The 25,876-nt window shown below is 45.4% G+C and carries 24 protein-coding genes, 4 tRNA genes and 1 riboswitch; of the genes, 12 read left to right on the forward strand and 16 right to left on the reverse strand.

Features of this window, described 5'->3' with window-relative positions:
• Positions 1-3 precede the first annotated feature (3 nt).
• The 9 genes from rplK to KYK27_RS03505 all read right to left on the reverse strand — a co-directional run bounded on the left by rplK (position 4) and on the right by KYK27_RS03505 (position 5,775).
• Positions 4-447 (reverse strand): 50S ribosomal protein L11, encoded by a 444-nt coding sequence (gene rplK, locus KYK27_RS03465; protein WP_199108636.1) that lies wholly within the window; start codon positions 445-447, stop codon positions 4-6.
• A gap of 10 nt (positions 448-457) precedes the next feature.
• Complete coding sequence (nusG, locus tag KYK27_RS03470; protein ID WP_162427725.1) at positions 458-1,015, reverse strand: transcription termination/antitermination protein NusG; 558 nt, start codon at positions 1,013-1,015, stop codon at positions 458-460.
• A gap of 9 nt (positions 1,016-1,024) precedes the next feature.
• Positions 1,025-1,216: a preprotein translocase subunit SecE gene (gene secE, locus KYK27_RS03475; RefSeq protein ID WP_162427726.1), complete on the reverse strand. Its 192-nt coding sequence runs from the start codon at positions 1,214-1,216 to the stop codon at positions 1,025-1,027.
• Between the two features lie 29 nt (positions 1,217-1,245).
• A tRNA-Trp gene (locus tag KYK27_RS03480) sits at positions 1,246-1,318 on the reverse strand.
• A gap of 108 nt (positions 1,319-1,426) precedes the next feature.
• A complete protein-coding gene (tuf, locus tag KYK27_RS03485; RefSeq protein ID WP_199108637.1) occupies positions 1,427-2,614 on the reverse strand; it encodes an elongation factor Tu in 1,188 nt (395 codons plus the stop codon).
• Positions 2,615-2,682: 68 nt separating this feature from the next.
• Positions 2,683-2,754, reverse strand: a tRNA-Thr gene (locus tag KYK27_RS03490).
• A gap of 99 nt (positions 2,755-2,853) precedes the next feature.
• A tRNA-Gly gene (locus KYK27_RS03495) sits at positions 2,854-2,926 on the reverse strand.
• Positions 2,927-3,001: 75 nt separating this feature from the next.
• Positions 3,002-3,088, reverse strand: a tRNA-Tyr gene (locus KYK27_RS03500).
• A gap of 143 nt (positions 3,089-3,231) precedes the next feature.
• On the reverse strand, positions 3,232-5,775 hold the full coding sequence (locus tag KYK27_RS03505) for a M1 family metallopeptidase (RefSeq protein ID WP_199108638.1): 2,544 nt from the start codon (positions 5,773-5,775) through the stop codon (positions 3,232-3,234).
• An 86-nt stretch (positions 5,776-5,861) separates the two neighbouring features.
• Here KYK27_RS03505 and KYK27_RS03510 point away from each other — a divergent pair, with 86 nt between their 5' ends.
• From KYK27_RS03510 to frr, 3 genes are all read left to right on the forward strand, one after another.
• Positions 5,862-6,359, forward strand: a complete 498-nt coding sequence (locus KYK27_RS03510) for an acetyl-CoA carboxylase biotin carboxyl carrier protein subunit (protein WP_199108639.1) — start codon at positions 5,862-5,864, stop codon at positions 6,357-6,359.
• Between the two features lie 84 nt (positions 6,360-6,443).
• Positions 6,444-7,163: a UMP kinase gene (gene pyrH / locus KYK27_RS03515; protein WP_199108640.1), complete on the forward strand. Its 720-nt coding sequence runs from the start codon at positions 6,444-6,446 to the stop codon at positions 7,161-7,163.
• A gap of 91 nt (positions 7,164-7,254) precedes the next feature.
• Positions 7,255-7,818: a ribosome recycling factor gene (gene frr / locus KYK27_RS03520; RefSeq protein ID WP_199108641.1), complete on the forward strand. Its 564-nt coding sequence runs from the start codon at positions 7,255-7,257 to the stop codon at positions 7,816-7,818.
• 171 nt (positions 7,819-7,989) lie between these two features.
• Here the strand turns inward: frr and nadD are convergent, their stop codons facing one another.
• Genes nadD through KYK27_RS03540 form a run of 4 tightly spaced genes read right to left on the reverse strand, consistent with a single transcriptional unit; the run spans position 7,990 to position 10,053 of the window.
• Positions 7,990-8,562, reverse strand: coding sequence for a nicotinate (nicotinamide) nucleotide adenylyltransferase (nadD, locus tag KYK27_RS03525; RefSeq protein WP_199108642.1), 573 nt, complete (start codon positions 8,560-8,562; stop codon positions 7,990-7,992).
• Complete coding sequence (gene gmk, locus KYK27_RS03530; RefSeq protein ID WP_162427733.1) at positions 8,559-9,143, reverse strand: guanylate kinase; 585 nt, start codon at positions 9,141-9,143, stop codon at positions 8,559-8,561. The genes nadD and gmk overlap by 4 nt, the downstream gene beginning before the upstream one ends.
• Positions 9,144-9,152: 9 nt before the next feature.
• Positions 9,153-9,434 (reverse strand): anti-sigma factor family protein, encoded by a 282-nt coding sequence (locus KYK27_RS03535; RefSeq protein ID WP_199108643.1) that lies wholly within the window; start codon positions 9,432-9,434, stop codon positions 9,153-9,155.
• A 25-nt stretch (positions 9,435-9,459) separates the two neighbouring features.
• Positions 9,460-10,053 carry a sigma-70 family RNA polymerase sigma factor gene (locus KYK27_RS03540; RefSeq protein WP_162346186.1) on the reverse strand — a complete coding sequence of 198 codons (594 nt, stop codon included), beginning with the start codon at positions 10,051-10,053 and terminating at the stop codon, positions 9,460-9,462.
• A 291-nt stretch (positions 10,054-10,344) separates the two neighbouring features.
• Here KYK27_RS03540 and KYK27_RS03545 point away from each other — a divergent pair, with 291 nt between their 5' ends.
• From KYK27_RS03545 to KYK27_RS03560, 4 genes are all read left to right on the forward strand, one after another.
• Entirely contained in the window at positions 10,345-11,109 is a 765-nt protein-coding gene (locus KYK27_RS03545) for a glycosyltransferase family 2 protein (RefSeq protein WP_199108644.1), read from the forward strand.
• A gap of 1 nt (position 11,110) precedes the next feature.
• Positions 11,111-12,211 carry a glycosyltransferase family 4 protein gene (locus KYK27_RS03550; protein ID WP_199108645.1) on the forward strand — a complete coding sequence of 367 codons (1,101 nt, stop codon included), beginning with the start codon at positions 11,111-11,113 and terminating at the stop codon, positions 12,209-12,211.
• Between the two features lie 136 nt (positions 12,212-12,347).
• Positions 12,348-15,320: a two-component regulator propeller domain-containing protein gene (locus KYK27_RS03555; RefSeq protein WP_199108646.1), complete on the forward strand. Its 2,973-nt coding sequence runs from the start codon at positions 12,348-12,350 to the stop codon at positions 15,318-15,320.
• Positions 15,321-15,349: 29 nt separating this feature from the next.
• Complete coding sequence (locus KYK27_RS03560; RefSeq protein WP_199108647.1) at positions 15,350-16,141, forward strand: LytTR family transcriptional regulator DNA-binding domain-containing protein; 792 nt, start codon at positions 15,350-15,352, stop codon at positions 16,139-16,141.
• Positions 16,142-16,222: 81 nt separating this feature from the next.
• Here KYK27_RS03560 and ahcY read toward each other — a convergent pair whose 3' ends face one another.
• Both ahcY and KYK27_RS03570 read right to left on the reverse strand, forming a co-directional pair.
• Positions 16,223-17,530, reverse strand: a complete 1,308-nt coding sequence (gene ahcY / locus KYK27_RS03565) for an adenosylhomocysteinase (RefSeq protein ID WP_199108648.1) — start codon at positions 17,528-17,530, stop codon at positions 16,223-16,225.
• A gap of 143 nt (positions 17,531-17,673) precedes the next feature.
• Positions 17,674-18,411, reverse strand: coding sequence for a DUF4397 domain-containing protein (locus tag KYK27_RS03570; protein ID WP_246594251.1), 738 nt, complete (start codon positions 18,409-18,411; stop codon positions 17,674-17,676).
• Positions 18,412-18,574: 163 nt separating this feature from the next.
• On the opposite strand from KYK27_RS03570, the gene KYK27_RS03575 reads away from it, so the two are divergent.
• The 4 genes from KYK27_RS03575 to KYK27_RS03590 all read left to right on the forward strand — a co-directional run bounded on the left by KYK27_RS03575 (position 18,575) and on the right by KYK27_RS03590 (position 22,598).
• On the forward strand, positions 18,575-19,756 hold the full coding sequence (locus tag KYK27_RS03575) for a THUMP-like domain-containing protein (protein WP_199108650.1): 1,182 nt from the start codon (positions 18,575-18,577) through the stop codon (positions 19,754-19,756).
• Positions 19,757-20,059: 303 nt separating this feature from the next.
• On the forward strand, positions 20,060-20,494 hold the full coding sequence (locus KYK27_RS03580) for a hypothetical protein (protein WP_199108651.1): 435 nt from the start codon (positions 20,060-20,062) through the stop codon (positions 20,492-20,494).
• 98 nt (positions 20,495-20,592) lie between these two features.
• Positions 20,593-20,907, forward strand: coding sequence for a hypothetical protein (locus KYK27_RS03585; protein WP_199108652.1), 315 nt, complete (start codon positions 20,593-20,595; stop codon positions 20,905-20,907).
• A gap of 134 nt (positions 20,908-21,041) precedes the next feature.
• A complete protein-coding gene (locus KYK27_RS03590; protein ID WP_199108653.1) occupies positions 21,042-22,598 on the forward strand; it encodes a glycosyltransferase family 39 protein in 1,557 nt (518 codons plus the stop codon).
• A 1-nt stretch (position 22,599) separates the two neighbouring features.
• Here KYK27_RS03590 and KYK27_RS03595 read toward each other — a convergent pair whose 3' ends face one another.
• Positions 22,600-23,196, reverse strand: a complete 597-nt coding sequence (locus KYK27_RS03595; protein ID WP_199108654.1) for a DNA-3-methyladenine glycosylase — start codon at positions 23,194-23,196, stop codon at positions 22,600-22,602.
• 461 nt (positions 23,197-23,657) lie between these two features.
• Positions 23,658-23,864: riboswitch (cobalamin riboswitch) on the forward strand.
• A gap of 101 nt (positions 23,865-23,965) precedes the next feature.
• Between KYK27_RS03595 and KYK27_RS03600 the strand changes: the two genes are divergently transcribed.
• Positions 23,966-25,867 (forward strand): TonB-dependent receptor plug domain-containing protein, encoded by a 1,902-nt coding sequence (locus KYK27_RS03600; RefSeq protein WP_199108655.1) that lies wholly within the window; start codon positions 23,966-23,968, stop codon positions 25,865-25,867.
• Positions 25,868-25,876 lie beyond the last annotated feature (9 nt).

Raw genomic sequence — 25,876 nt, forward strand, 5'->3', positions numbered from 1 at the left:
TTATTATTCGTTCCACGGAGCTTTTCCAGAAACTGTTATACCCATGCTTCTTGCTGTACCAGCTACCATTTTCATGGCAGACTCCAGTTTGAAAGCATTTAAATCAGGCATTTTCAGTTCTGCAATCTCTTTTACCTGATCCCAAGTAACTGAACCTACTTTGTTACGGTTTGGCTCTTTTGAACCGACCTTAATTTTAGCAGCATCCATTAACAATACCGGAGCAGGGGGCGTTTTAATAACGAAGTCGAAAGACTTATCTGCATAGATTGTAATCAATACTGGTAACACTTGTCCTGGCTTCTCCTGGGTTCTGGCATTAAATTGCTTACAGAATTCCATGATGTTAAGACCTTTAGAACCAAGTGCAGGTCCAATCGGTGGCGATGGATTCGCTGCACCTCCCTTTACCTGAAGTTTCAGGTAACCTTTAATTTCCTTTGCCATTATTTATTTACTACGATTCTTTTTCTACTTGCATGTAATTCAGCTCAACCGGTGTATTTCTTCCGAAAATCTTCACCATTACATTAAGCTTTTTACGCTCTTCAAACACTTCTTCTACTGTTCCTGAGAATCCACTGAATGGTCCATCCATTACTTTTATAGTTTCTCCAACTATAAATGGTGTATCCAATACTTCAGCTTGCTCTTCTGCTTCATCTACTGTTCCCAGTATTCTGTTAATTTCAGACTGACGAAGCGGAACCGGCTTTTTGCTTGCGTCTCCTGTACCTGAACCTAAAAAGCCAATTACACCTGGCGTACTAATGATCAGGTGCTCAGCTTCGCCGTGGCTCAGGTCAGCATTTACAAGCACATAACCAGGAAAGAAGTTTCTTTCTCTGATTCTTTTTTTACCACCACGCATTTCATACACCTTTTCAGCAGGTATCAGAACTTGTGGCACATATTCACCCAGGTTATGGCGCATGATCTCATTTTCGAGATATGCTTTTGCTTTTTTCTCCTGTCCACTAACGGCGCGTACTACATACCATTTTAAATCAGCCATAGCTTCTTATTAAAATTGGTTATAGAACCACGTCAGGGAAGAATCAAAAACAAAGTCCATGGCACCTACTACAAGAGCAAACACTAAAGAGCCTATTAATACAAGTACAGAGCTATTCTGTAATTCTTTAAAGGAAGGCCATGAGACTTTATCTCTCATTTCCTCTACCGTTCCGTTTATATAGTCTTTAACGTTGCTCATCGTCTTAAATGCCTGAGTAATTAAATTTGCACGGGTGGAGAGACTCGAACTCCCAGCCAATGGTTTTGGAGACCACTACTCTACCAATTGAGCTACACCCGTAAAAAAATGCACACCATTAATTCAAATGGAGTGCAAATTTATTCAATTGTTTTTTAAAAACAAACCCGTTCCTAACTTATTTATCAGGAACGGGCTGCTTTTGTATAATTAGTCTAAGATCTCAGTTACCTGACCGGCACCTACTGTTCTACCACCCTCACGGATAGCGAAACGAAGACCTTTTTCCATTGCTACTTTGTTGATCAGGTTTACCTCGATAGTGATGTTATCACCAGGCATAACCATTTCTACTCCTTCTGGAAGCATGATCTCACCAGTAACGTCTGTTGTTCTGAAGTAGAACTGTGGACGGTACTTGTTGAAGAATGGCGTATGACGTCCACCTTCTTCTTTTGAAAGAACGTAAACTTCAGCCTTGAACTTCATGTGTGGCTTCACTGAACCTGGCTTACAGATAACCATACCACGACGGATATCAGTTTTCTCTATACCACGAAGAAGAAGACCTACGTTGTCACCAGCTTCACCTCTGTCAAGGATCTTACGGAACATCTCAACACCAGTAACTACTGACTTAAGGTTCTCAGCACCCATACCAAGGATTTCTACTGGCTCACCAGAGTTGATTACACCACGCTCGATACGGCCAGTTGCTACTGTACCACGACCAGTGATTGAGAATACGTCCTCAACTGGCATCAGGAATGGAAGGTCAACAAGACGAGCAGGAATTGGAATCCAGCTATCTACTGCAGCCATAAGCTCTTCGATAGTTTTCACCCACTTCTCATCGCCATTCAGACCACCTAGAGCAGAACCCTGGATTACCGGAATGTTATCGCCATCGAAGTCGTAGAAAGAAAGAAGCTCACGGATTTCCATTTCAACAAGCTCAAGAAGCTCTGGATCGTCCACCATGTCCACTTTGTTCATGAACACTACAAGCTGAGGAACACCTACCTGACGAGCAAGAAGGATGTGCTCACGAGTCTGTGGCATTGGACCGTCAGTAGCAGCAACCACAAGGATAGCACCGTCCATCTGAGCAGCACCAGTAACCATGTTCTTCACGTAGTCAGCGTGACCTGGGCAGTCAACGTGTGCATAGTGACGGTTTTCAGTAGCGTATTCTACGTGTGAAGTATTGATTGTAATACCTCTTTCTTTTTCTTCAGGAGCGTTATCAATTGAAGAGAAGTCGCGTAGCTGAGCAAGACCTTTGTTAGCCAATACTGTAGTAATGGCAGCAGTCAAAGTTGTTTTGCCGTGGTCAACGTGACCGATTGTACCGATGTTTACGTGCGGTTTGGAGCGGTCAAATGTTTCTTTAGCCATTGTATGATATAAAATTAAGGTTAAAACGTTTAAGTTTAAGTTGTGCTCATTAACACGAACAGACTTAGAGCCAACGATGGGAATTGAACCCACGACCCCTTCCTTACCAAGGAAGTACTCTACCCCTGAGCTACGTCGGCTTTTAACTTTTCTAAATCTTTGTTTATACTAAAAAGGAAATCCATATACATGAAATTCCTTCCTGCAAAAACCCGTAAGATTTAAAATCTGTTCTACTGAGCGGGAGACGAGGGTCGAACTCGCGGCCTATAGCTTGGAAGGCTATCGCTCTACCAACTGAGCTACTCCCGCTTTTAAACTTTAAATGATTGAATAAGTGAATGAGTAAATAAATCACTACAATCCATCTACTCAATCATTTAAATTTGGTGGGGAGAGCAGGATTCGAACCTGCGAAGTCATTACAACAACGGAGTTACAGTCCGTCCCATTTGGCCGCTCTGGAATCTCCCCAAACGCTAAATTTAATCAGCTTTACTCTTTAAAACCTTTGCGCCAGATGCGCTGTTCGTTCTAAAGAGATGCAAAATTAAGCGCTTTTTTATTACTGTCAAATAATCGTTCAAAAATTCTTCAAAAAAATTAGCCCATTTTGCTTAAAACGCCTGGTTGTACATCTCTATCAGGCGTTTATCTTTTTCCTGCGCTTTAATTTTTTCTAATATTTGTTTCACCTCAGGTTTATCTGACATAACCATTAAAGCCTGGAACGCTGCCATGCGAACATAATAGAGGCTATTGTTCTGTGCTATATCGGCCAACATGTCTATAGTTTGTGGTGTATTGGTTGAGCTGTTACTTGCCAGGTAAGCGGCGAAACTCTGCAGTATGTAGTATTTCCCACTGCTTTTACTGTTCTTAATTTTCTCTACAAACCAGTCATATTTTTCCGGGCCACCCTGCAAAGCGTAGAAAGAGGATAAAGCTATAGCTACTTCTTCGTTCTCTTCGTTTTCAAATCTGCTTAGCTTTTGTTTGGTATCTTCGGCACCTGTACCGGCATAAGCAATTATGCCAGCTGCCACTACCTGATAAGAGCTATCTTTCAGCGCTTCTTCGTAAATAGCTTTATAGGTATTGCCTCCCCAACCAGCAAGCAGCAACGTAGCATCAGCCCTAACCGACCCTTTCTTATCCTGCCTTGCCATCTGTTTTACCTTAGCAACTATAGTTGGGTGCGCATCTGGTTTGATATCCACTAATGCGTTTATGGCCATCGTTCTGATAAACCAGAAATCATTGTTGAGCGCATCCTGCAGAAGTTTAATCTCTGAATCAGCTTTTTTAGTCAGTTCTGTCAGAGCTTCATACTCAGCCTTTACCTGGTTGCTGTTATAAAACTGGTAACGCAGTTCTTCCGGGGTTTTCTCATGCTCAACTACGCCAAGCAGTTGTTGCTCGCCATCGAAAAGCACTAATTGTGGCTGTGTAGTTACCGGCAGGGTAATGGTTTGATTTGCTTTGGTGATCTCGATCGGGTAATCTGTTCTCTTGCCATTTGTCCAGACCGCTACTTTAAGCGGCAGGCGGTAAACAGGCGAGTAAGTTGTATCCTGTAACTGCTGAACCGCTATAGTTAACTGACCATTCTGGAATGCATGTTTTACCCTTAGCTCCGGATGTCCCGGCTTCATAAACCACTGATCAAAGAACCACATCAAATCCTCACCTGTCACATCTTCGAAAGCCATGCGCAGTTCGGCTACTTCCACATCAGTGAATTTATTTTGTGTCAGGTAACGGTTAAGCGATGCATAAAAAGCCTCGTCGCCTACATATTTGCGGAGCATGTGCAGCACCCGGCCACCTTTGGCATACGAGTGGCTGTCAAACATATCTTCCTTATCACCATAGCGGTAACGGATAAGAGGTTCTCTTTTTGTTTTTGCCTCCTCCAGGTACTGGTTCATTTCATCCATCTGGATGTAAGCAGCTTCGTCTGCCCCGAATTTATGCTCGGCCCACAGGTATTCACTATAGTTGGCCATCGCTTCGTTAAGTGGCAGGTTAGCCCACGACTCTGTCGTTACATAGTCGCCGAACCACTGATGGAAAAGCTCATGTGCAATGATGTTGTCCCAGTTTTTATCCAGCAGTTCGCGTTCGTTTAGCTGCAGGTCTTCCATAAACGTGGAAGCCGAGGTGTTTTCCATAGCACCTGATACAAAGTCACGTACGACCACCTGCGCATACTTTGCCCAAGGGTAGTTAACCCCAAGCTTTTTGCTGAAAAACTCCATCATCTCTGGCGTATTCCCGAATATTTTCTTGGCAGTGTTCTTATACTCAGGCTCTACATAATAGCTTACTTCCAGATTGCGCCACTTGTCTTTAACTATAGCATACTCTCCTATCGCCATCATGGCCAGGTAAGGAGCATGTGGTAATTCCTGTTTCCAGTGTTCTGTTTTGGTACCATCCGCATTCTGGCGCGACGACATAAAAGTACCGTTGGAGAGCGTGGTGTATTTTTTATCTATCGTTATGTAGATATCCTGGGTCATGCGCTCGTTCGGCGCATCTATAGTTGGGAACCAGGCCGAACTTGCTTCAGTCTCGCCCTGTGTCCAGATCTGGCGTGGTTTATTTGGCTCTGTGCCAAGCGGGTTAATAAAGTATAAACCTTTGTCTTCAGTAATGGCATCGCTGCCGCCGGCTGCCAGCTCATTTGGCTTGGCAGTATAGTCTATTTCTATAGTATATTTTTCGTCGCGGTTATAGGTCTTGCCTAAAGCTATAGTTAGTTTTTGCCCGTCGTATTCGTACTTCAGCGGAGTGCCGTCGTATCCTTTCATTAAGTTTACATGGTGTATATCAAAGCCTTTGGCATCGAGCACCAGCGTATTTTGCGGATAGAAATATGGCTTTAAGGTAAGTTCGGCCAGGCCATGCAGGTATTGTTTTTCCCAGTCGAAGCTAACGCGAAGCGTTGTGTGCAGCAGATCGTGCTTTTTGGTTCGCGAAGGATTGAACTCATGATATTTTGGTGCCCATACCGGTACATCGGTTTGTGCTACCGCAGCTTTAGAACTGTCAGGGTTATTTTTTGAGGCGTTTGTTGCTTCTTTATTGGTGGCGCAGCCGCCTGCAAATGCCATTGTTGTAGCCAGGCCAACTATGCTCAGAAAGCGATGATTCATGTTAGGTTGTTTTTAATTTTGACTTCAATTTCTAAAATTACTCTGAGAATTCAACTATCTTTAGGCTCCAAAACCAGAAATAAGAGATGCTGCAGGTAAAAACCGCTAACGACAAAATATGGCAGGTTGACATACAGAAAGATGCTATACTTCTCAACGAAACTCCTTTCAACTGGGATATCACACCGATAGGCACTAACACCTACCACATTATTCACAACTATAAATCCTACACGGCGGAGCTTGTGCAGGCCGATTACCAGGCCAAAGCGTTCACGTTTAAGATCAACGGCGTTACCCATACGCTAACCGTAAAGGACCAGTTCGATCTGTTACTGGATAAGCTTGGTATGAGCAATGCCAACGCACAGAAAGTGAATGATGTAAAGGCCCCTATGCCGGGACTGATACTTGAGATAAAAGTACAGCCAGGCCAGGAAGTGAAGAAAGGTGATCCGATCATGATCCTGGAGGCGATGAAGATGGAGAACATCCTGAAGTCGCCGGGCGATGGTATAGTGAAGGAGATAAAAGTTGCCGTAAAGCAGAACGTGGAAAAAAACCAGGTTTTGATCTTATTTTAAATTATTTGTGTTGCCAGCCGAGCAGCACGTCTGCCGCCCAGGCACATTTATAAAGTATCCAATAAACTATACAAACTATAGATCGTGAAGTATAAAAGAATTTTGTTAAAGCTAAGCGGTGAAGCGCTGATGGGTGAGCAGCAGTACGGTATCGACTCGAACAGATTGATGCAGTATGCACAGGAGATTAAGGAAGTATCCGCGCTGGGTGTAGAGGTGGCAGTTGTTATCGGGGGAGGCAACATCTTCAGAGGTGTGCAGGCCGAACAGGTAGGACTGGACCGTGTTCAGGGAGACTACATGGGTATGCTGGCTACGGTCATCAACAGCATGGCTTTACAAAGTGCTCTGGAGAAACTGGGTGTTTATACCCGCCTGCTTTCTGGTATCAACATACAGCAGGTATGTGAGCCCTATATTCGCCGCCGTGCAGTACGCCACTTAGAGAAAGGCCGTGTCGTTATCTTTGGCGCCGGTACCGGTAACCCTTACTTCACAACCGACTCAGCTGCCAGCTTACGCGCTATTGAGATTGAAGCAGATGTAGTTCTGAAAGGTACGCGCGTGGATGGTATTTATTCTGCTGACCCTGAGAAAGACCCGGATGCCATTTTCTATTCAGATATCTCTTTCAAAGATGTGTTTGATAAAGGCCTGAACGTGATGGATATGACTGCCTTTACGCTTTGTAAGGAAAACGATCTTTCCATCATCGTGTTTGACATGAACACGCCTGGCAACCTAAAGCGCATCGTACAAGGCGACAAAGTTGGTACGCTGGTATCCATGACGGCAGAGGCGTAATTAACCCTTTATCGCGAAGTGATAAAAATTAGTATTTTTGCAACCACAACGAATAACTATAGTTTAACAAGAATCTTAAGCTACAATTGATATGACGGAAGAAATTCAGTTTTACCTCAGCGAAGCAGAGGAGTCGATGCAAAAAGCAGTGCAGCACACGAACTCTGAGTTAACAAAGATCAGAGCTGGCAAGGCATCTCCTGCTATGGTAGAAGACCTGAAAGTAGATTATTATGGTACCCCTACTCCGGTTTCGCAGGTGGCAAACGTTGCCACTCCGGATGCCCGTACTCTTTTGATCAAACCCTGGGAGAAAAACATGCTAGGTGAGATCAACAAAGCCATAAAGAACAGCGACCTTGGCCTTAACCCGCAGCAGGAAGCAGATGCTATCCGACTGAACATTCCGGCACTTACAGAAGAGCGTCGTCGTGAACTGGTAAAGCAGGTTAAGAACGAAACTGAATCTGGTAAGATAGCTGTGCGTAACATCCGTAAAGATGTGAATGACTCGCTGAGAAAACTGCAGAAAGAAGGTACTTCAGAAGATGCAGTGCGTGATGCAGAAGCCAAAGTTCAGAAAATGACCGACTCATACATTGTGAAGATCGACGAGCTGCTAACCAAGAAAGAAGCAGAGATCATGACAATCTAATTTCCGGGTAGCGTATTACCTAACTATAAAACAAAGGAGCCTCGCAGATATTGTGAGGCTCCTTTGTTTTTAACCCAACTATAGAAACCGGTTTGCCTGATCCTATAGTTTGAAGTGAAGCAACTAGAAACTTATAGTATAACTATAGTTTAAGCTAAACTATAGTTTGGGTCAGGAATACAGTTTGTGAACTTTTATATAGTCTATGATATCATCGGGCACCATGTACTTTATACTCTTTTCTTCCCGGATGCACTGCCTGATAAACGTAGCTGAAATATCAAGGATAGGGGCTTTTACAAACTTCATGTTCGGGAAAGCAGCAACCTCATCCAGTACAGAACCGGAACGCGGGTAAACATATACCTGGTGATATTCCAGGATGCGCTCATAGTTCTTCCATTTCGGAAACAGCGCCAGGTTATCCTCTCCCATGATCAGCACAAACTCATAACTCGGATACTTTTCCTGTAAATAGGTTAATGTATCAATCGTGTAGCTTGGCTTAGGCATACTAAACTCGATGTTCGATACACCCAGGTTCGGATTATCAGCTATCGCCAGCGACACCATGTGCAGCCTGTCAAACTCGTGCAGCAGGGTATTGCTCGGCTTAAACGGGTTTTGTGGCGACACGACCAGCCACACCGTATCTAGGTCGGTGTTGTTGGCCATATAGTTGGCAAGTATAAGGTGGCCGGTATGGATCGGGTTAAAGGAACCAAACAAAAGCCCTACCTTCATACGATAGCAGGTTCTGACTTAAGGAAATCGTTTACCAGTTTTTCAGCTTTGGCGCAGGCAGTCTCTAGGTTGTCGTTCACGATCACTTCATCAAACTGATCTTCGAACCCCATCTCGAACTTGGCCTTAAATACGCGGCTGCTGATGCTTGATGCTGAATCGGTGTTGCGGGCCTGCAGTCTGTTTGCCAGCTCTTCAATAGAAGGTGGCTTTACGAAAACGGCAAGTGCTCTTTCTTTGTAAAAATGCTTTATACTTAATCCTCCTTTTACATCTACATCCAGTATGGCATGTTTGCCACTCTGCCAGATGCGTTCTATTTCTGATTTAAGCGTACCATAAAATGCACCTTCGTACACTTCTTCCCATTCTACAAACTCGTCGTTTGCAATCTTTTCTTTAAAGTCTTCAGGGGTGATGAAGTAATAATCTTTACCATTTACTTCGGTGCGGCCACGCTTATCGCGCGTGCAGGCAGAAATAGAGAAGTTCAGATTTGGATTTACGCTAAGCAGATGCTTTACAATAGTGGTTTTACCGGCACCGGAGGGAGCCGAGAAGATAATGATCTTTCCTTGCATCAGGGGTGTTTAAATAGTTTCCTGTATTTTGGCTTTAATGGTCTGTACCAGGCTGGCCGGCACTATAACACGCTTAAGGTGACCACTGACAAGACCTTTTAGGAGTTTTTGCTTCTGATGGCTTTCAAAGCAGTTCACGCATTCTTCAATATGGCTATTAAAGAATTTCTGCTCATCTGCAGACGCTTCTCCGTCCACAACTGAGTCCAGCATGTCTGCTACCTGCTCACACGCTCCATCTTTTTCCTCAGCAGGTTCTTTCTGATACATTTCCGTAAATTTCGATTCCATCTTTACTCAACTCTAAAGTATTTTTCTAACTGTTATAACCCATAGTTTTAGCGTACTTTTCTAGTTTCTCTTTCAAGGAGTTTCGGGCGCGGTGTAACCTGGATCGTACAGTACCTATCGGAATGTCCAGTATTTTGGCCATTTCCTCGTAGGTAAACCCTTCCAGGTCACATAAAATAATCACAGTTCTGAAGTCTACAGGCAAGGTATTCAGGGCACTTGCTACTTCATCTCCGATCAGGTCCTGCACACTTTCGGAACGCATGTCGGTTGTTGTGGCTACGCCATTATCACCTTCTACGTCTTCAGTATTGTAGTAACCTTCTACTTCGCTATAGTCTACCTTAGCGGGCTGCTTGCTCTTTTTCCTGAACTCATTAATGAAGGAGTTCTTCAGGATTCGGAACAGCCATGCTTTAGCATTAGTTCCTTGTTCAAAGTAGTCAAAGAAGCGGTATGCCTTTAAATATGTTTCCTGCACCAGGTCATTGGCATCGTCCTCGTCTAAGGTGAGCCTATAGGCAAAGTTGTACAGAGGGTCCAGCACAGGCAGTAGTTCAGCCTCGAACCGTGCGTCTTTTTCCTCCTTACTTAGTTGTTTACCTGTTTGCTCGCTCATTTACGTGTAGTTTGTACTTTTATCGAGTCCCTTAATGGCGTATTATACGCAAATATAGGAATTTTAATTACATACCCTTCTTGGCACTTCAGGGTTGCAGCCGCAACGCGCAACCCGTACCACCAGGGCAATTATAGTCTAACGTATACGCAAATAAGGTATGTATTGCTGCTTTTGGTTTGGCAGGCAGTGCTATAGTTTAGCCAGGTGAAGTTGCAGCGTATATTTAATTTCAAAAATGCCGGGCTTTGTCTAATTTTACATGATATCAGAACTATACTATAGCCAGACATGCCAAGACTGAGTGCCATCATTATCTGCCGGAATGAAGAAAAGGACATTGAAGGTGCTATACAGTCGTTGCTCTGGGCTGATGAAGTGCTTATAGTTGACTCTTATAGTTCGGATAATACCCTGACTATAGCAGGCAATTATCCGGTAAAAATTTTGCAGCATGCCTTCGAAAATTATTCACGGCAGCGTAACTGGGCACTGGACCAGGCTACTTACGACTGGGTGCTGATGCTGGATGCAGATGAGCGCATAACGCCGCAACTGCAACATGAAATACAAAGGCTACTGGAAAACTCACCTGCTAATTCGGCTTATACTATTTTCAGGAGCAACTTTTTTATGGGCCAACAGGTGCGCTATAGCGGCTGGCAGAACGACGGCGTAGTTCGATTGTTCGATAAAAGCAGGAACCGATACTCCGATAAAAATGTGCACGAAGAGCTTATCATGCAGGACGGGAAGCCTGGCAAACTGAAGCATAAAATGCTGCATTATACATACCGCAGCCTTCCGCATTACCTGGATAAATGGAATACATACAGCACCCTTTCGGCAAACGACAAAGCTAAGCGGACTAAAAAAGTGTCGTTGTATCATTTAATGCTAAAGCCGTCATTCCGGTTTTTCAGACACTACATTTTTAAGCTGGGCATACTGGATGGTAAAGTCGGGTTTGTCATAAGTTACCTGTCTGCTTCCAGTATATTTATGCGCTACCTTAAGATCTGGCGGATGCAGCAGGAAAACATAACGCTTAAGTAAGATGCGGATACTGCAGTTAGTTTCTGAAAGGTCGTGGCGCGGCGGCGAGCAACAGGTAGCCTATTTGCTGGAAGAACTCCGCCGGCTTGGTATAACCTGCCATATTTGTTGCCGCAAAGGGTCAGCTTTTGAAGAGTATTGCAAACAAAACGATTTCCCTTACATCGCCCTGCCCTTTACCAAGGTTTTCCCCATACCTACCGCGCTGCAGCTTAAGAACTATATCAACAAGCACCAGATACAGTTGGTACACATGCAGGCAAGCCACGCACACACGATAGGAGTACTGGCCCATATGCTGGGTGCTAACTGCGATTTGGTATTAAGCAGACGTGTAGAGTTCCCGATTGGTAGTAGCTTTCTCTCGAACTATAAATACAACTATAAGGGCATTAAACGGATCATCTGCATCTCTGAACGGGTGCGTGAGGTGCTTGCACAAAGTATAGAAGATGGTAGCAAATGTGTTACCGTATACAGCGGCATTAACCTCGATCGCTTTAAAGACCTCCCTGCCACCAAAACCAATTACCTGCGCCGTACCTATCATATCCCGGAAGATAAACTGCTTATCGGGAACATATCAGCGATAGATGTGCACAAAGATTACTTTACATACCTGGAAACGGCAAAGCTGCTGAAAGAACAGGGGGTGAAGGCAATTTATTTGGCTATAGGTACCGGAAAACTGGAGCAGGAAGTAAAAAAGTATGCAGCAGACATAGGCCTCAGTGACGATGTTGTTTTTACCGGTTTTATTAAAAATGTGCACCAGGTAATGCCTGAACTGGATATGTTCATTTTTACAACTATAAAAGAAGGCTTAGGCACAACGGTGCTCGATGCTTTTGCCTGCCGCGTACCGGTAGTAGCTTCTGCTACCGGCGGCATACCCGAAATGGTAGAAGATGGCGTAACCGGCATGCTCGCTCCAATAAAACAACCTGCCGTTTTTGCTGAGAAAGCCTTACTCCTGATACAGCAACCCGTCCTGCGCGAAAGCATTGTTGCAAATGCGAGCCAGAAAGTACTTAAATTCTCAAAAGAAGAAACTGCCCTGCACACGTTAGCTATTTACAAGGATATAATGAGCATTCACTAATTTTCAGAAACCTTCTCTTTCGCATCTACTTTTTCAGAATACATCCGTAGTACAAAACACACTTGTAATAGTTTAATTGTTTTGAAAGCCTGGAGTTTACATGATAATTCTTTGGCTACTACCCGGGATATAGTTTATGCGCCTTTTATGTTTGCTGTGGTTACTGCTCGTTAACGGAAATGCTGTGCTTGCACAACAATACAATTTCCGCAACTGGACCTTAGCAGACGGTCTTCCGCAATCAAAAGTTAACGATATCCTCCAGGACCACCGCATGCAGATATGGGTAGCGACCCGCGGAGGTGTAAGCCGGTTTGATGGTAACACCTTCCATACGTATACCCGGCAACAGGGCCTCGCCAGCAATAATACCTCCTGTCTTTTTCAGGATAGCCGCCAACACATCTGGATAGGAAGCACTGACAATGGCTTAACACGTTTTGATGGCGCAAAATTTACGACTTACGGTATAAAAGCAGGATTGCCTGGCGGCAACATTTCCAGTATAACCGAAGATAAAGTAGGCAAACTCTGGGTAGCGACTGACTCAGGTATCTTTATGCTCACCGGTAGTAGGTTTATAAGATCGCCTGAATTTGAAAAACAGCCCTACCAGGTAATTTACTGCGATACAAAAGGTGACCTCTGGGCCGGAAGCAAGTCTAACGGCATTTACAGGTTAGAACAAGACAGCCTCTACCATTTCTCCAACCCGCAATACAAGCTTCCATCCAATACTATCACGGCCATTTTTAACGAACCAGGCACAAGCAACGTCTGGATAGGTACCACAGAAGGTCCTGCTGTTTTTACGAACGATCACATCACCGTCCCTTCCCTCCCGGCTACAGTTAAAAACCCGGCTGTTTCAGATTTCGAGAAGAATATCAACGGGAATATAATGGTCGGTTTGCAGCACGATGGCATAGTAAGCCTACATGACCGGGAGACAAAACACCTGACAAAAGCAAACGGGCTAAGCTCTCTTCACACCACCTCGCTTTTAGCGGATAAGGAAAACAACCTCTGGATTGGAACCGACGGCTATGGTTTACAGCAGAAGCGCTCGCAATGGTTTCTGCACTTTTTCGAGCTTGGAACTATAAAAGACCCTCACATTACGGCACTGGCTCAGGATACGAAAGGCCGTGTTTGGTTTGGCACAGACAATGGGGATGCAGCATATATGCAGAACGGGCAACTGACCATGTTGCAGGCAAAAGAATGGCCACCCGGAACTGTTCTTTATAGTATGTGGGTGAGATCAGAGGAGGATGTATGGGTGAGTACCAGCAAAGGCGTCTGGAATCTTACACCGGATAAAGCACAACATTACACTACCGCGCAGGGTCTACCATCAGAAAAAGTATATTTTATAGTTGCTGATAAGGATAAGAAGCTTTGGTTTGCGACAGCCAACGGAATTGCTTACCTCCAGAACGGCAGATTTGTACCTATAACCACGGCAGCTGGCGAACAGGCCGGCGAAACATACCACCTTTACCACGATAAACAGAACAGGATTTGGGCAGGAACAAAGAATGGTATCTATCTTATAGAAAACAACCAGCTACGCCCCGTAAAGCCACTCAAAAACCAGTCGTTTGGTGAAGTGGTATCCATAGCAGAAGACAGCAATGGCTGGTTATATTTCGGGGGCTACAACTACGGTCTGCTGGCGTACCACAGCAAAAGTGGCAAAGCAAAACTCTTTACATCAACTAACGGCTTACCCAACGAAGGTATTAAAACCATATACTCGGACCGTAACAACAATTTATGGGTTGGCACGAACAGCAATGTACTTAAGATCGACCTGCCTTATTTTCATCAGGAGCAGAAGCTCAGGTACAGGACGTATGGCGGAAACAATGGGTTCAGAGGATTTGAGGTTTCAAATAACGGCATCACGCAAACTCCGGACGGAACCATATGGTTTGGAACTGAGAAAGGATTAACACAATACATCCCGGAGCTCGACAGAATAAACAAAGCGACCCCGGAGCTGATGTTAACCGACATTAAATTATTTATGCGGCAAACTGACTGGCAGCAGCAGGGGTTTGAAACAGATGCTTCGGGGTTGCCCATTAACCTTCGCCTGCCATACAGCAAGAACCATATTACGTTTAATTATCATGGCATTTGCCTTTCGGCTCCCTCCGAAGTAAAATATAAATACATGCTCACCGGCCACGACCAGCAATGGTCCGAAACCTCAGACCAAACCTTTGCCACATATGCTAACCTGCAACCCGGAGTCTACACTTTTAAACTAAAGGCACAGAACAATGACGGCTACTGGACAGCAAAGCCCCTAAGCTATACTTTTTCGGTAGTACCCCCTGTCTGGCGCCGCGAGTGGTTTATTGGTTTGCTTTTACTGGTAATTACCGGCGCTATTATAACTGTAATAAGATTACGTGAGCAAAGCCTGCTCAAAATGAATACCCTCCTGGACATGCGCGTAAAACACCGCACCCGTATGCTGGAGCGCAAGCACCGCGAAAAAGAACTGCTGTTACAGGAAGTGCACCACCGCGTTAAAAATAACCTCCAGATCGTTATCAGCTTACTGAACCTGCAGGCCCGCCATGTAAAAGACCCCGAAGCAATAGAGGTGATGCAGGCCATCCGTAGCCGCGTACGCTCTATGGCACTACTACACGAGCGCCTTTACCGCCACGACAACCTGGAACACATTGATCTTGAAAATTATTTCAGGGAGATATGCGAAAGCCTGTATGCAGCTTATGGTGTATCAGAAGAGAAAGTTGCCCTGCTCTTAGACATCCCTCCTACCAACATAGATCTGGATTCGGCGATAACACTCGGGCTTATTGTAAACGAACTTGTATCGAACACGTTAAAATATGCATTCCCTGATTCTGGCGCCGGCAGTCTTGGTATCGAACTCCAGCACCTGGAAAGTAACCGTTACCAGCTTACTGTCTGGGATAATGGTATTGGTTCTTTTAAAGAACCTGATCAACAACAATCCTTTGGCTTGCAATTGGTTTCCTCATTAAGCAAAAAGCTTGATGGTAAAATTATAAATGACAACAATAATGGCACAAAAACAATATTGTTTTTTGTTTTGCCATCATAATTCAATTTTTCACGTAAGTACCTAATGCTATGACAAAACCTAAAATTCTCATATCAGAAGACGAGGTCATTATTGCAGAAGATATTGCTGCATGCCTGAAGGATCTGGGGTACGAAACGTGTGCCATAGATACCGGGGAGGATACGATTGATATGATCCGGGAAACGCATCCCGACCTTGTACTGCTGGACATTAACCTGAAAGGAAACGCTGACGGAGTGGATATTGGCTCACGCATCAGGGAGGAGTTTAACATTCCTTTTATTTACCTGACGGCCTATGCCGATAAGTCAACTATAGACCGGGCAAAAAAGACAGAGCCCGACGGGTTCCTTGTGAAACCTTTCGACGAAAAAAGCCTGCGCTCAACTATAGAGATCGCGCTGTATAAGCACGGCCATAAGCCAAATGGAAGCGGAAACCCTAACGGGAATAGTAACGGCGGGAATAGTAACGGGAAAAATTCGCACGAGCAACCCGACCCGGCTCCCAAAGAACAGGAGGCATCGCAGGATTATATCTTCGTAAAGGTGAAGCACCGCATTATTAAGGTAATGTACAGCGATATACTGTGGGTTGAAGCCTACGATAACTACTCGTTTATAGTAACCACTGATCAGAAATACCTGGTTAGCTCTACCCTGAAGGATATGGAAAGCAAGCTCCCGTCGCATAATTTTGTGCGCGTGCACCGCTCCTATATTGCCAACCTCGATAAAGTAGATGCCCTAGAAGAAAATGCTGTTGTGTTCAGCAAAGGTGAGGTACCAATAGGTAAGTCTTACAAAAAAACACTCATGTCACGGTTTAACATACTATAGCCAACTATAGTTGGAGCTATAAAAACAAAGGCCGGTGCATTGCTGCACCGGCCTTTTATAGTTTAAAGAACTAGTTTTTGTCTAGTATCTGTAATATTCCGGCTTAAACGGACCTTCTACTTCCACACCAATGTAGGCAGCCTGGTCATCAGAAAGCACATCCAGTTCTACACCAATCTTACCAAGGTGCAGGCGGGCAACTTTCTCGTCCAGGTGCTTAGGCAATGTGTAAACTTTGTTCTCGTAAGCTGCTGCGTTGGTCCAGAGCTCCAGCTGTGCCAGTGTCTGGTTAGAGAACGAGTTAGACATTACAAACGATGGGTGACCAGTAGCGCAACCTAAGTTTACAAGACGGCCTTCAGCCAGAATTATAATGTCCTTGCCTTCGATGTTGTAAAGGTCTACCTGTGGCTTAATCTCATCTTTTGTATGACCGTAAGCGCCGTTTAACCAAGCCATATCGATCTCGTTATCGAAGTGACCGATATTACAAACGATCGCTTTATCTTTCAGCAAACGGAAATGTTGCTCTGTAATGATGTCTTTATTACCGGTTGCTGTAACTACAATGTCAGCTTCTTTGATAGCATCAACCATCTTCTTCACGGCAAAACCATCCATAGCAGCCTGCAGCGCACAGATCGGATCGATCTCGGTAACTATAACACGGGCACCTGCACCTCTCAGCGAAGCAGCAGAACCTTTACCCACATCTCCGTAACCAGCAACTACAGCTACTTTACCAGCCATCATCACGTCTGTAGCACGACGGATCGCATCTACCAATGATTCTTTACAGCCGTACTTGTTATCGAACTTAGATTTTGTCACCGAGTCGTTAACGTTGATAGCAGGCATTGTAAGCGTACCGTTTTTCACGCGCTCATAAAGGCGGTGTACACCGGTAGTAGTTTCTTCAGAAAGGCCTTTAATGCCCGGAGCCAGCTGCGGGTAAACATCAAGTACCATATTTGTTAAGTCACCACCATCATCCAGGATCATGTTCAGTGGCTTACGGTCTTCGCCGAAGAACAGGGTTTGCTCGATGCACCAGTCAAATTCTTCAGCAGTCATACCTTTCCAGGCATATACAGAGATACCGGCAGCAGCAATGGCAGCAGCAGCGTGGTCCTGTGTAGAGAAAATGTTACAAGATGACCAGGTAACTTCAGCACCCAGTTCAACAAGTGTTTCGATCAGCACAGCTGTCTGGATCGTCATGTGAAGGCAACCGGCAATGCGGGCTCCGGCTAATGGCTTGCTTGGGCCAAACTCCTCACGGATGGCCATAAGACCCGGCATTTCAGCTTCAGCCAGTTTAATCTCTTTGCGGCCCCAGGCTGCCAGCGAAATATCTTTTACTTTGTACTTCAGGAATGTATCTACCATTTTTTATGCTTTTCATTTGAAAACTCAAAATTACGGAATTTGTTACGCAAATCAATAAATAGTTAAGCAACAGCTAGTAGCACAAAAGCAGCGCCTGCCATCAGGCAAAACGCTGCTTTTTGCAACTATAGTTTTATGCCTCACTATTCTGTTTTGTGTTCTATAATCTCTGCTCCTAAGGCATTTGTATTACCGGTTGGGGGTGTTACAAAGCCATTGGCAAACACGGTGTATATTTTACCTGCTTCCAGCACTATGTCATTTAAAGGCAATACTGTTGTACCTCCGGCATCAGTGCGCACTTCTAGGTTATACGTACCAGCCGGTACAGATGCAAAAGCGGTCGCATCGCGGTAATTCTGAGCGTCAAACAGTACCGCTTCGTTTGCAGGGTCAGTAACGTTTACAATGTCTACAGCCGGGGCATCAGGTGCAAGGTGCACAAAACGCACTTTAGCATTACCAGTTGTCGGAGCTGTCAGATCATCGGTGAGCACAAGCAGGCCCAGGTCCGCATCATCGTCTTCGGCTACTGTTCCGGCTGCAAAAACAGTATAAAATGTATCATCCTCAAAATCAAAAGTTGTATTTATTACCGTGGTTTGGGTACCGGCTGCATTTACTTTAATATCTCTGTCGCCTTCTTCTACTGTAAGGTAGTCGGTATTATCAGGATAAGAAAGATTAGAGCCGGCTACTACATTATCTACCAACAGGTCAACAGCACCGGCATCCGGTGAAGCGTGCACGACCATAACCATGGCTTCGTCATTCTGTCCCGGTGAGATAGGGTCATCGTCTTCATCGTCACAGCTTGTAAGCATTGCCACCGGCATAACAGCCAGCACCATAAATTTCATCCACTTTTTCATAGCTTTCATTTTTTAGGCTAATGATAATTTTATTTGTAGAAGTACAACCAGCTGAGATTTAAAAGGTTTAGCTATAGTTATAGTTTACAAAACACCAGTTAGCAGGTATTCTGATTTAAGCATTACTTTTGTTGTACAGCCCGATCATAATGCCGGAAAACGTTACTGGAGTATGCGTACATTTAATGAGAATGAGAAAGAGTTTATAACGGAGCACCTGCACCAGCAACCGTCGGCGCTTATGCTGCAGGCCAGGCGTTACCCTGATCTGCCCGTTTCTGAACTTGTACAGCAGATACAGGCACGGCAGAAGGCTATGGCCAAACTCCCGGACTGGGCTAAGAACACCGACCTTGTTTTCCCGGCAAATATTTCTGTAGAGCAAAGCTCATCGGAGGCTACGGCAGCTTTTAAGGCAGCGCTGTTACCGGGCAAACTCCTGGTTGACCTTACCGGAGGTTTCGGTGCCGATAGTTACTACTTCTCTAAAAGTTTTGATAAGGTGGTACACGTGGAACAAAACCGTGAACTGTCAGAGATCGCCAACTATAACTTTGGCTTGCTGGGTGCAGCCAACATACAAACGATAGCTACTACGGCTGCAGCATTTCTCCAGGGTTTTACCGGCCATGCTGATGTGATTTACTTAGACCCTGCCCGCCGCGGCGACCAGTCAGAAAAACTGCATTTGCTGCAGGACTGCGAACCGGACATACTCGGATTGTTGCCTATTCTTCTGCAGAAAGCGGATAAGGTTTTACTAAAGGCTTCGCCGATGCTGGATATTGAACTGGCGGCGTCGCAGCTAGGCAAGGTGGCCAAAATATGGGTAGTAGCAGTACAGAATGAATGTAAGGAGGTTTTATACCTGTTGCAGCAAAACCCGCCGGCGCAACCGGAGCGTGAAGCAGTTAATATTAAAACAGATGTCAGCATCAGCACTTTCAGGTTTACTACCGGGCAGGAACAAACTATAACGCCACCCTACTCCGACCCACTCGCTTATATCTATGAGCCAAATGCAGCTATTCTGAAAGCGGGAGCCTATAAAACTATAACTCAGCAGTTCCCAGTAAACAAACTACATCCCAACAGTCATCTTTACACTTCCGATACGCTGATCTCAGATTTTCCGGGGCGCGTGTTCCGGTGCACAGGCGTAAGCCGGTTTAATAAAAAGGAGCTGCTTGCCCGCCTGCCCCAAAAACAGGCCAACATTACCGTCCGCAACTTCCCCGACACTGTTGCCGACATCCGTAAAAAGACGGGGATTAAAGAAGGCGGAAACCAGTATTTGTTCTTTACAACAGATATGCATCAGAAGCCGATCGTGCTTTACTGCGAGAAAGTATAGGTATCATTTCAAAAAAAATTCACATCCAAATCAAAGCTGAATAATTGCCGCTTATCCGTGAATTATACCGCGTCCGATCTACATTAAGCGCCCTCATTTAGCTATTGAATTGCTTACATATCAGTTACATACATCTTTTGTTATACGTTTATAGTGCTATATACAGATTAGGTTAGAAATGTTGTTAAATTACAACTTGAACCGACTGCTATATAGTGGTAAAACATTAACTGACTGGCTTTTACATCGTAAACAGAATATGTACCCCAAGGGTGCATATGTTTTACTTAAACTACGAAAGCTATGAAACGCAATAACTCGGGCAATAAGGCTCAAAACAATTCAGGTTCAAATAGCAATTCGCGCAACATGAGTTCTTCTTCGCAGAACTCCTCATCAATGCGTGGTTCTATGTCTTCTCAAGGCGGTTCTTCCAACTCAGGAAGCTCATCATCTTCAGGAAGAACATCTAACCTTAACAGTAGCAACAGCTCCGGACAGGGACGCGGTTGGCACGGCGATCCGCAAGGCCATGCGAAAGCAGGAAGCCAAAGCCATAAAAACAGCAGCTCCTCTGGTTCGTCCTCAAGCAATATGAATGCATCGCGTGGTGGCAGTTCTCAGTCCCAGGGCAGAAGCAGCCAGAACGAAGGCAAAGGCTGGCACGGTGATTCGGAAGGACATGCAAGAGCCGGAAGCCAGGGCGGTGGCAACAATAGCGGCTCATCCAACAAATAAAAAGTAATGAGATAAAATAACTATAAATGGCTTCAGAATGTCTGAAGCCATTTATAGTTTAAGCTAACATTGTAACAACTACAGTAAACTATAAAGCCATGAAAAACAATCAGAATAATAAGAATCAAGAGCAGCAGAACCGTTCATCAAATAATCCTGAAAACTCTTTTGAGACAGGAAAACAAGGCGGACAGAAATCACAGCAAATAACCAACCAGGGAGCAAATAACCCTAATGCCTCCGGAACGGGTAACCAGAACAAACCTACCCAGGGCGGCAGAACAGAAACCGACCAGAGTGGACAGAAAGATATTTCGAATAGCCTGAAGAATGATGCCGTAGGTAAATTCGGGTCTAACAACCCAACGCCGCAAAACCGAACCGACAACGAGCAAGGCACCGAAGACCGCTGAGAGTACCAATAAGTATATATAAGTTGAAAAAGGAGAGCAGCTATGTTTATGGCTGCTCTTTTTTGTGGCTATAGTTCTGAATTATAGTTTATATTTACTTTTAACTATATACCCTTCTAACCAACTATAGATCAATGGCTACTGAGCAACTCCGCAACACACTTATCCTTGCTGGCTTTGTAGTTTTAAAGTTTGTGCTGCAATATGTTTTGGTGGATGGGGCTTACGACCTGCACCGCGACGAATTTCTGCACCTGGACCAGGCAAACCACTTAGCTGCAGGGTATATTTCGGTGCCGCCTTTTACGGCTTTTATTGCCTGGGTAATACAGCAGTTGGATAACAGCTATTTCTGGGTGCGATTCTTCCCGGCTTTGTTCGGGGCACTAACTATAGTGGTGACCTGGGGTATTGTTGATGAACTAAAAGGTGGCCTTTATGCGAAGATCTTAGGTGCTACAGCTTTACTCTTCTCGGTACTGTTGCGCATTAATATCCTGTTTCAACCCAACTCTTTTGATATACTTTGCTGGGCACTTACCTTCTATCTTTTTATCCGGTTTCTGCATACGCAGCAGGCAAAATGGCTTTACTGGCTGGGTGCAGTTATCGGTTTCGGTTTCCTGAATAAATATACGATCCTTTTCCTGGTGGCTGGGCTGGCAACTGCTCTGTTGCTATCGCTTTACCGGAAACTGTTTTTACAGAGAGAGCTCTACATAGCCGGGCTCATTGCACTTGTAATTGCATCGCCGAATATAGCCTGGCAACTACAGCACAACTTTCCGGTTGTGGCGCATATGCAGGAACTTAAGGCTACGCAGCTGAATAATGTTAACCCCGCTGATTTCCTGCTGGACCAGGTTCTTTTCTTTATTGGTTCTATCTTTTTAGTTCTTGGGGCACTGACAGCTTTTATAGTTTACCGGCCTTTTAAACCATACCGGTTTATCGGTATCTGTTTTATAGTTGTAATGGCGCTGTTCCTGGCGCTGAAAGCAAAAAGTTATTACACCATTGGTTTGTACCCGGTGCTGATCGCATTCGGAAGTGTGTATTGGGAGCAGTTGTTTGGCCGTGGCTGGTTGCGCTATACCAGACCACTGTGGCCATTGGTAACTATAGCTTTGTTTGTGCCGATCATCAATGTGGTGTTCCCGGTACTGAGCCCGGCCGAGATACAGGTAAAAGCCGAAAAGTTTAAAGACCTAAACCTGCTGAAATGGGAAGATGGCAAAGACCACCTGCTGCCCCAGGATTTCGCGGACATGCAGAGCTGGCAGGAACTCACCCAAATCGCTTCTAAAGCCTACAACCTTATACCAGCATCTGAAAAACAACAAACGCTTATACTCTGCGACAACTATGGCCAGGCCGGCGCCATTAACTACTACAGCCGGAAAACCTTGCCGCAGGCCGTATCTTATAATGCTGATTACATTTACTGGTTCCCGGATCTGCCAACTATAAAGCAAATTATTCTTGTGAAAGGCCAAGGAGAAGCACCACTGCAGGAATCAGAAAAGCAATACTTTGGCAGCGTTCAAAAGATTGGCAGTATTACCAACCGGTATGCCCGCGAACAAGGTACAACCGTTTATCTGCTCAGCGATATAGCACCATTTGTAAGGCAATACTTGTACAGGAGGCTCGCCGTTAAGCAAAGTAAGCTCTTCCAGAGTGCTGATTAATTTATTTTCTGCTAACCCAATTACTGTCTTTTACATAAAAGCGCCAGGGCAGCAGGGCATCGTCGCCGGCATAGTCTATGCCCACACGTGGAACAGTCATTATTTTATCTTCGGGAATGGTTATGCCTTTGTCTTCGAGCCAGATGGTGGTTCCGGTCAGGTTCTCGCCGTAATGTTTACGGTTAATGCCTAAAGCGATGCTCATCACGCCCGGTCCGGCTGTTAGGTTCGGTTTTATAGTTGGCATGTTGCGGCGCAGCAGCATTTCTTCTACACCAATTTCAGGTTCTACAGCTCGTACCAGAACGGCGTCTGCTTTGCCCTCTACGTTTGTGATGATGTTGAACAGGTTATAGATGCCATACACCAGGTACACGTAAGCTACGCCGCCTTCGTGATACATAATTTCGGTGCGGGCAGTGCGGCGGTTCAGGTGGGCGTGGCAGGCACGGTCGTTCTCACCGGAGTAAGCTTCTGTTTCCACGATCATCCCGCCAGTCAGCATGCCATCTACGGATGTGTACAGGTACTTGCCTAACAGCTCCTGCGCTATTTGCACTACATTAGGCCGGGTGTAAAAGTCTTTTGTAAGCTTCACATTGATGATTGGTTGATAGTGGTTCGTTATTCGTTAATTACCTGCAAAGGTTAAACTATAGTTTATAGTTTGCGTGAGGGATGGAGCGGTTGTCTGAGCTCCTTTAGCGACGCAGGAGCTAAAGAGCGAGCCGCGAGAGCCCGACGGCTGTGCCGGCACGCCCTGTACTTTAAACTATAAATCTCCTGAACTATAGATCTTACCAACTTCTTCAGTAATAACCCCAACTATAAACCCCACCTCCACTCCTCCAAGCAACGGTGATATTTTACTCATAGCGAAAAAAATCTCTCCCATTCTGTTAAGAAACTTGGTAAAAGGGAGTTTAAGCCAATGCTACTGGCCACCAGGATCCTTCCAGGATGACAAAATAGGAAAGCTAAATAGCCTACTTACAGGGAGGAACTTTTAGCCATTGTTAAAATTCCAGCAACCAACCATCAACAATAAGCAATTATTCATTACTTTTACACCCGATTGGTGGCTGTAACTATAATCTATAGCTTCAGCCTTAAAAGGGAAACAGGTGCAATACCTGTGCTGTTCCCGCAACTGTATTCTTCATTAAAGGGGTTAGCCTAACACCAAAGCCACTGTACACAAACCGTATGGGAAGGCAGGCTGATCTGAAGAGAGCCAGGAGACCTGCCAGTCCGGACAATGATTTGTCGTATGCTTTCGGGTAAAAAGCTGCACAGTTTCTGCCTTTTCTGGCTCCTACTGCTCACTTTCTGCCCACTTGCATGCTTCGGGATTAAAGCATTTTAAGGTGGCGAACCGTATCTTTTTATTTTTAATGCTGGCTATAGTTGCCTTGCCCGCTTTGGCGCAGCAAGACACCGCAGCTTACCAGTTGCGCAGCGTAGAAGTATTTGGCAAACCTGCCGAAGTGTACGCTGCCGGCAGTCGCGTTACAACTATAGACAGCGCCTACCGGCAAACCTATAACAGCAGCTCATTAGCCGATGCCCTGCAGGCCCGCACCCCGGTTTATTTTAAAAGCTATGGCGTAAGCGGCCTTTCCAGTGTATCCTTCAGGGGTACCAATGCCTCCCAAACAGTGGTGCTCTGGAACGGGCTCAACATCGGCTTACCAACTTTAGGACAATCAGATTTCTCTACATTACCACTCAGCGGGTTTGGCGACATCGCGGTGCAAAGTGGCTCGGCGGGGGCAGCCTATGGTAGCGGAGCTATAGGCGGAGCTGTTTTGCTGAGCTCTCCCAACTATAACGGCAAAGGTTTCGGGCTTGAGTTGCAACAGGAAGCAGGAAGTTTTGGCCGTTATTTCAGTAATGGCAACATCAACTATAGTTCGGGCAAACTACAGCTTGGCCTTGGAGCTTACCTGCGCAACGCTGAAAATGATTTTACCTATAAAGACTTGTCGCGGTTTGGAAAGCCGAAGCGCACCGAAGAGCATGCCGCACAAAAGCAGTATGGCTTTACCCAGAACCTGAACTGGCAACTAGCTGCGAACACAAAAATTGGGCTGCATGGTTGGTATACCTTTGCTGACCGGGAACTGCAGCCGGCCATGGGATCGGCAAGCGGTGCCGAGCAGCTTGACAAGAACCTGCGCCTGATGACGCAACTGGAGCACGAAAGCGACTGGGGCAAGACCGATGTAAAGCTGGCCTACTTTAAAGACTTCCTGAACTATACCAATAGCTCGCTTAACTCTGTTGCCGATGTGCAGACGTACCAGCTGCAGACCGAACAAACCTATACCAAAGGTGAGAACTGGAGCCTGCGCGGCGGTGTAAATTTGCAGCACTTTATAGCTGAGAACGATGGCTATGCCGGCACCAAACAGGAAAACAGGGCAGCTGTATTCGCGCTGTTCCGCTACGACCCTACCGAGACGCTAGACCTGAGCCTGAACCTGCGCCAGGCTTTTGTAGAAGATTATAACCCTGCTCCTACACCAGCTCTCGGCTTTAACTGGAAATTCTACCAGCACGAACAGCACCAGCTCTTTTTGAAAGGAAATGTTTCGGGTAGCTACCGGGTGCCCACCCTGAATGACCGTTTCTGGACCGGAGCCGGCAACCCTGACCTGAAACCTGAACAGGGTTGGAGCGAAGAAGCCGGCCTGCGCCACCTGTTTATAGTTGGCAACACCCTTTTACTCGAGACCGAAGCCACTGCCTACCACATGCTGATAGATGACTGGATACAATGGGCGCCGAACCCAACCGGCCTGTGGCGGCCGGTAAACCTGCAGAAAGTAAGAGCCATGGGCATAGAGTTAAGCCACCAACTGACAGCAACTATAGGAAATCTAAAACTGACAGGATCAGCGGGCTATACTTATACCTCGTCGGAGCAGGTGGAGGTTTATGAAGGTCAAGGCGACAAAGGCAACCAACTGATGTATGTGCCCCTGCACAAAGGGGTGCTGGCAACCGGGATCAACTATAAAAACTGGCAACTGCACACCGACTTAAACTATACCGGTGAGCGCTACACTACCAATTCCGAAACCAGCCACTTAGATAGCTTTATACTGGTTAATGTCGCGCTTAGTAAACAGCTTCAGTTCCGAAAAAGCAGGCTTGTGGTTGCCTTCCGGTCCGATAACATTACCAATGAAGTTTACCTGACTATGGCCTACCATGCCATGCCGTTGCGGGGCTACACCCTGAGCTTACGATTTCTTATTCCTTAACAATAATTA

It is taken from the genome of Pontibacter populi, assembly GCF_019336435.1.
GTDB classification, from domain to species: domain Bacteria; phylum Bacteroidota; class Bacteroidia; order Cytophagales; family Hymenobacteraceae; genus Pontibacter; species Pontibacter humidus.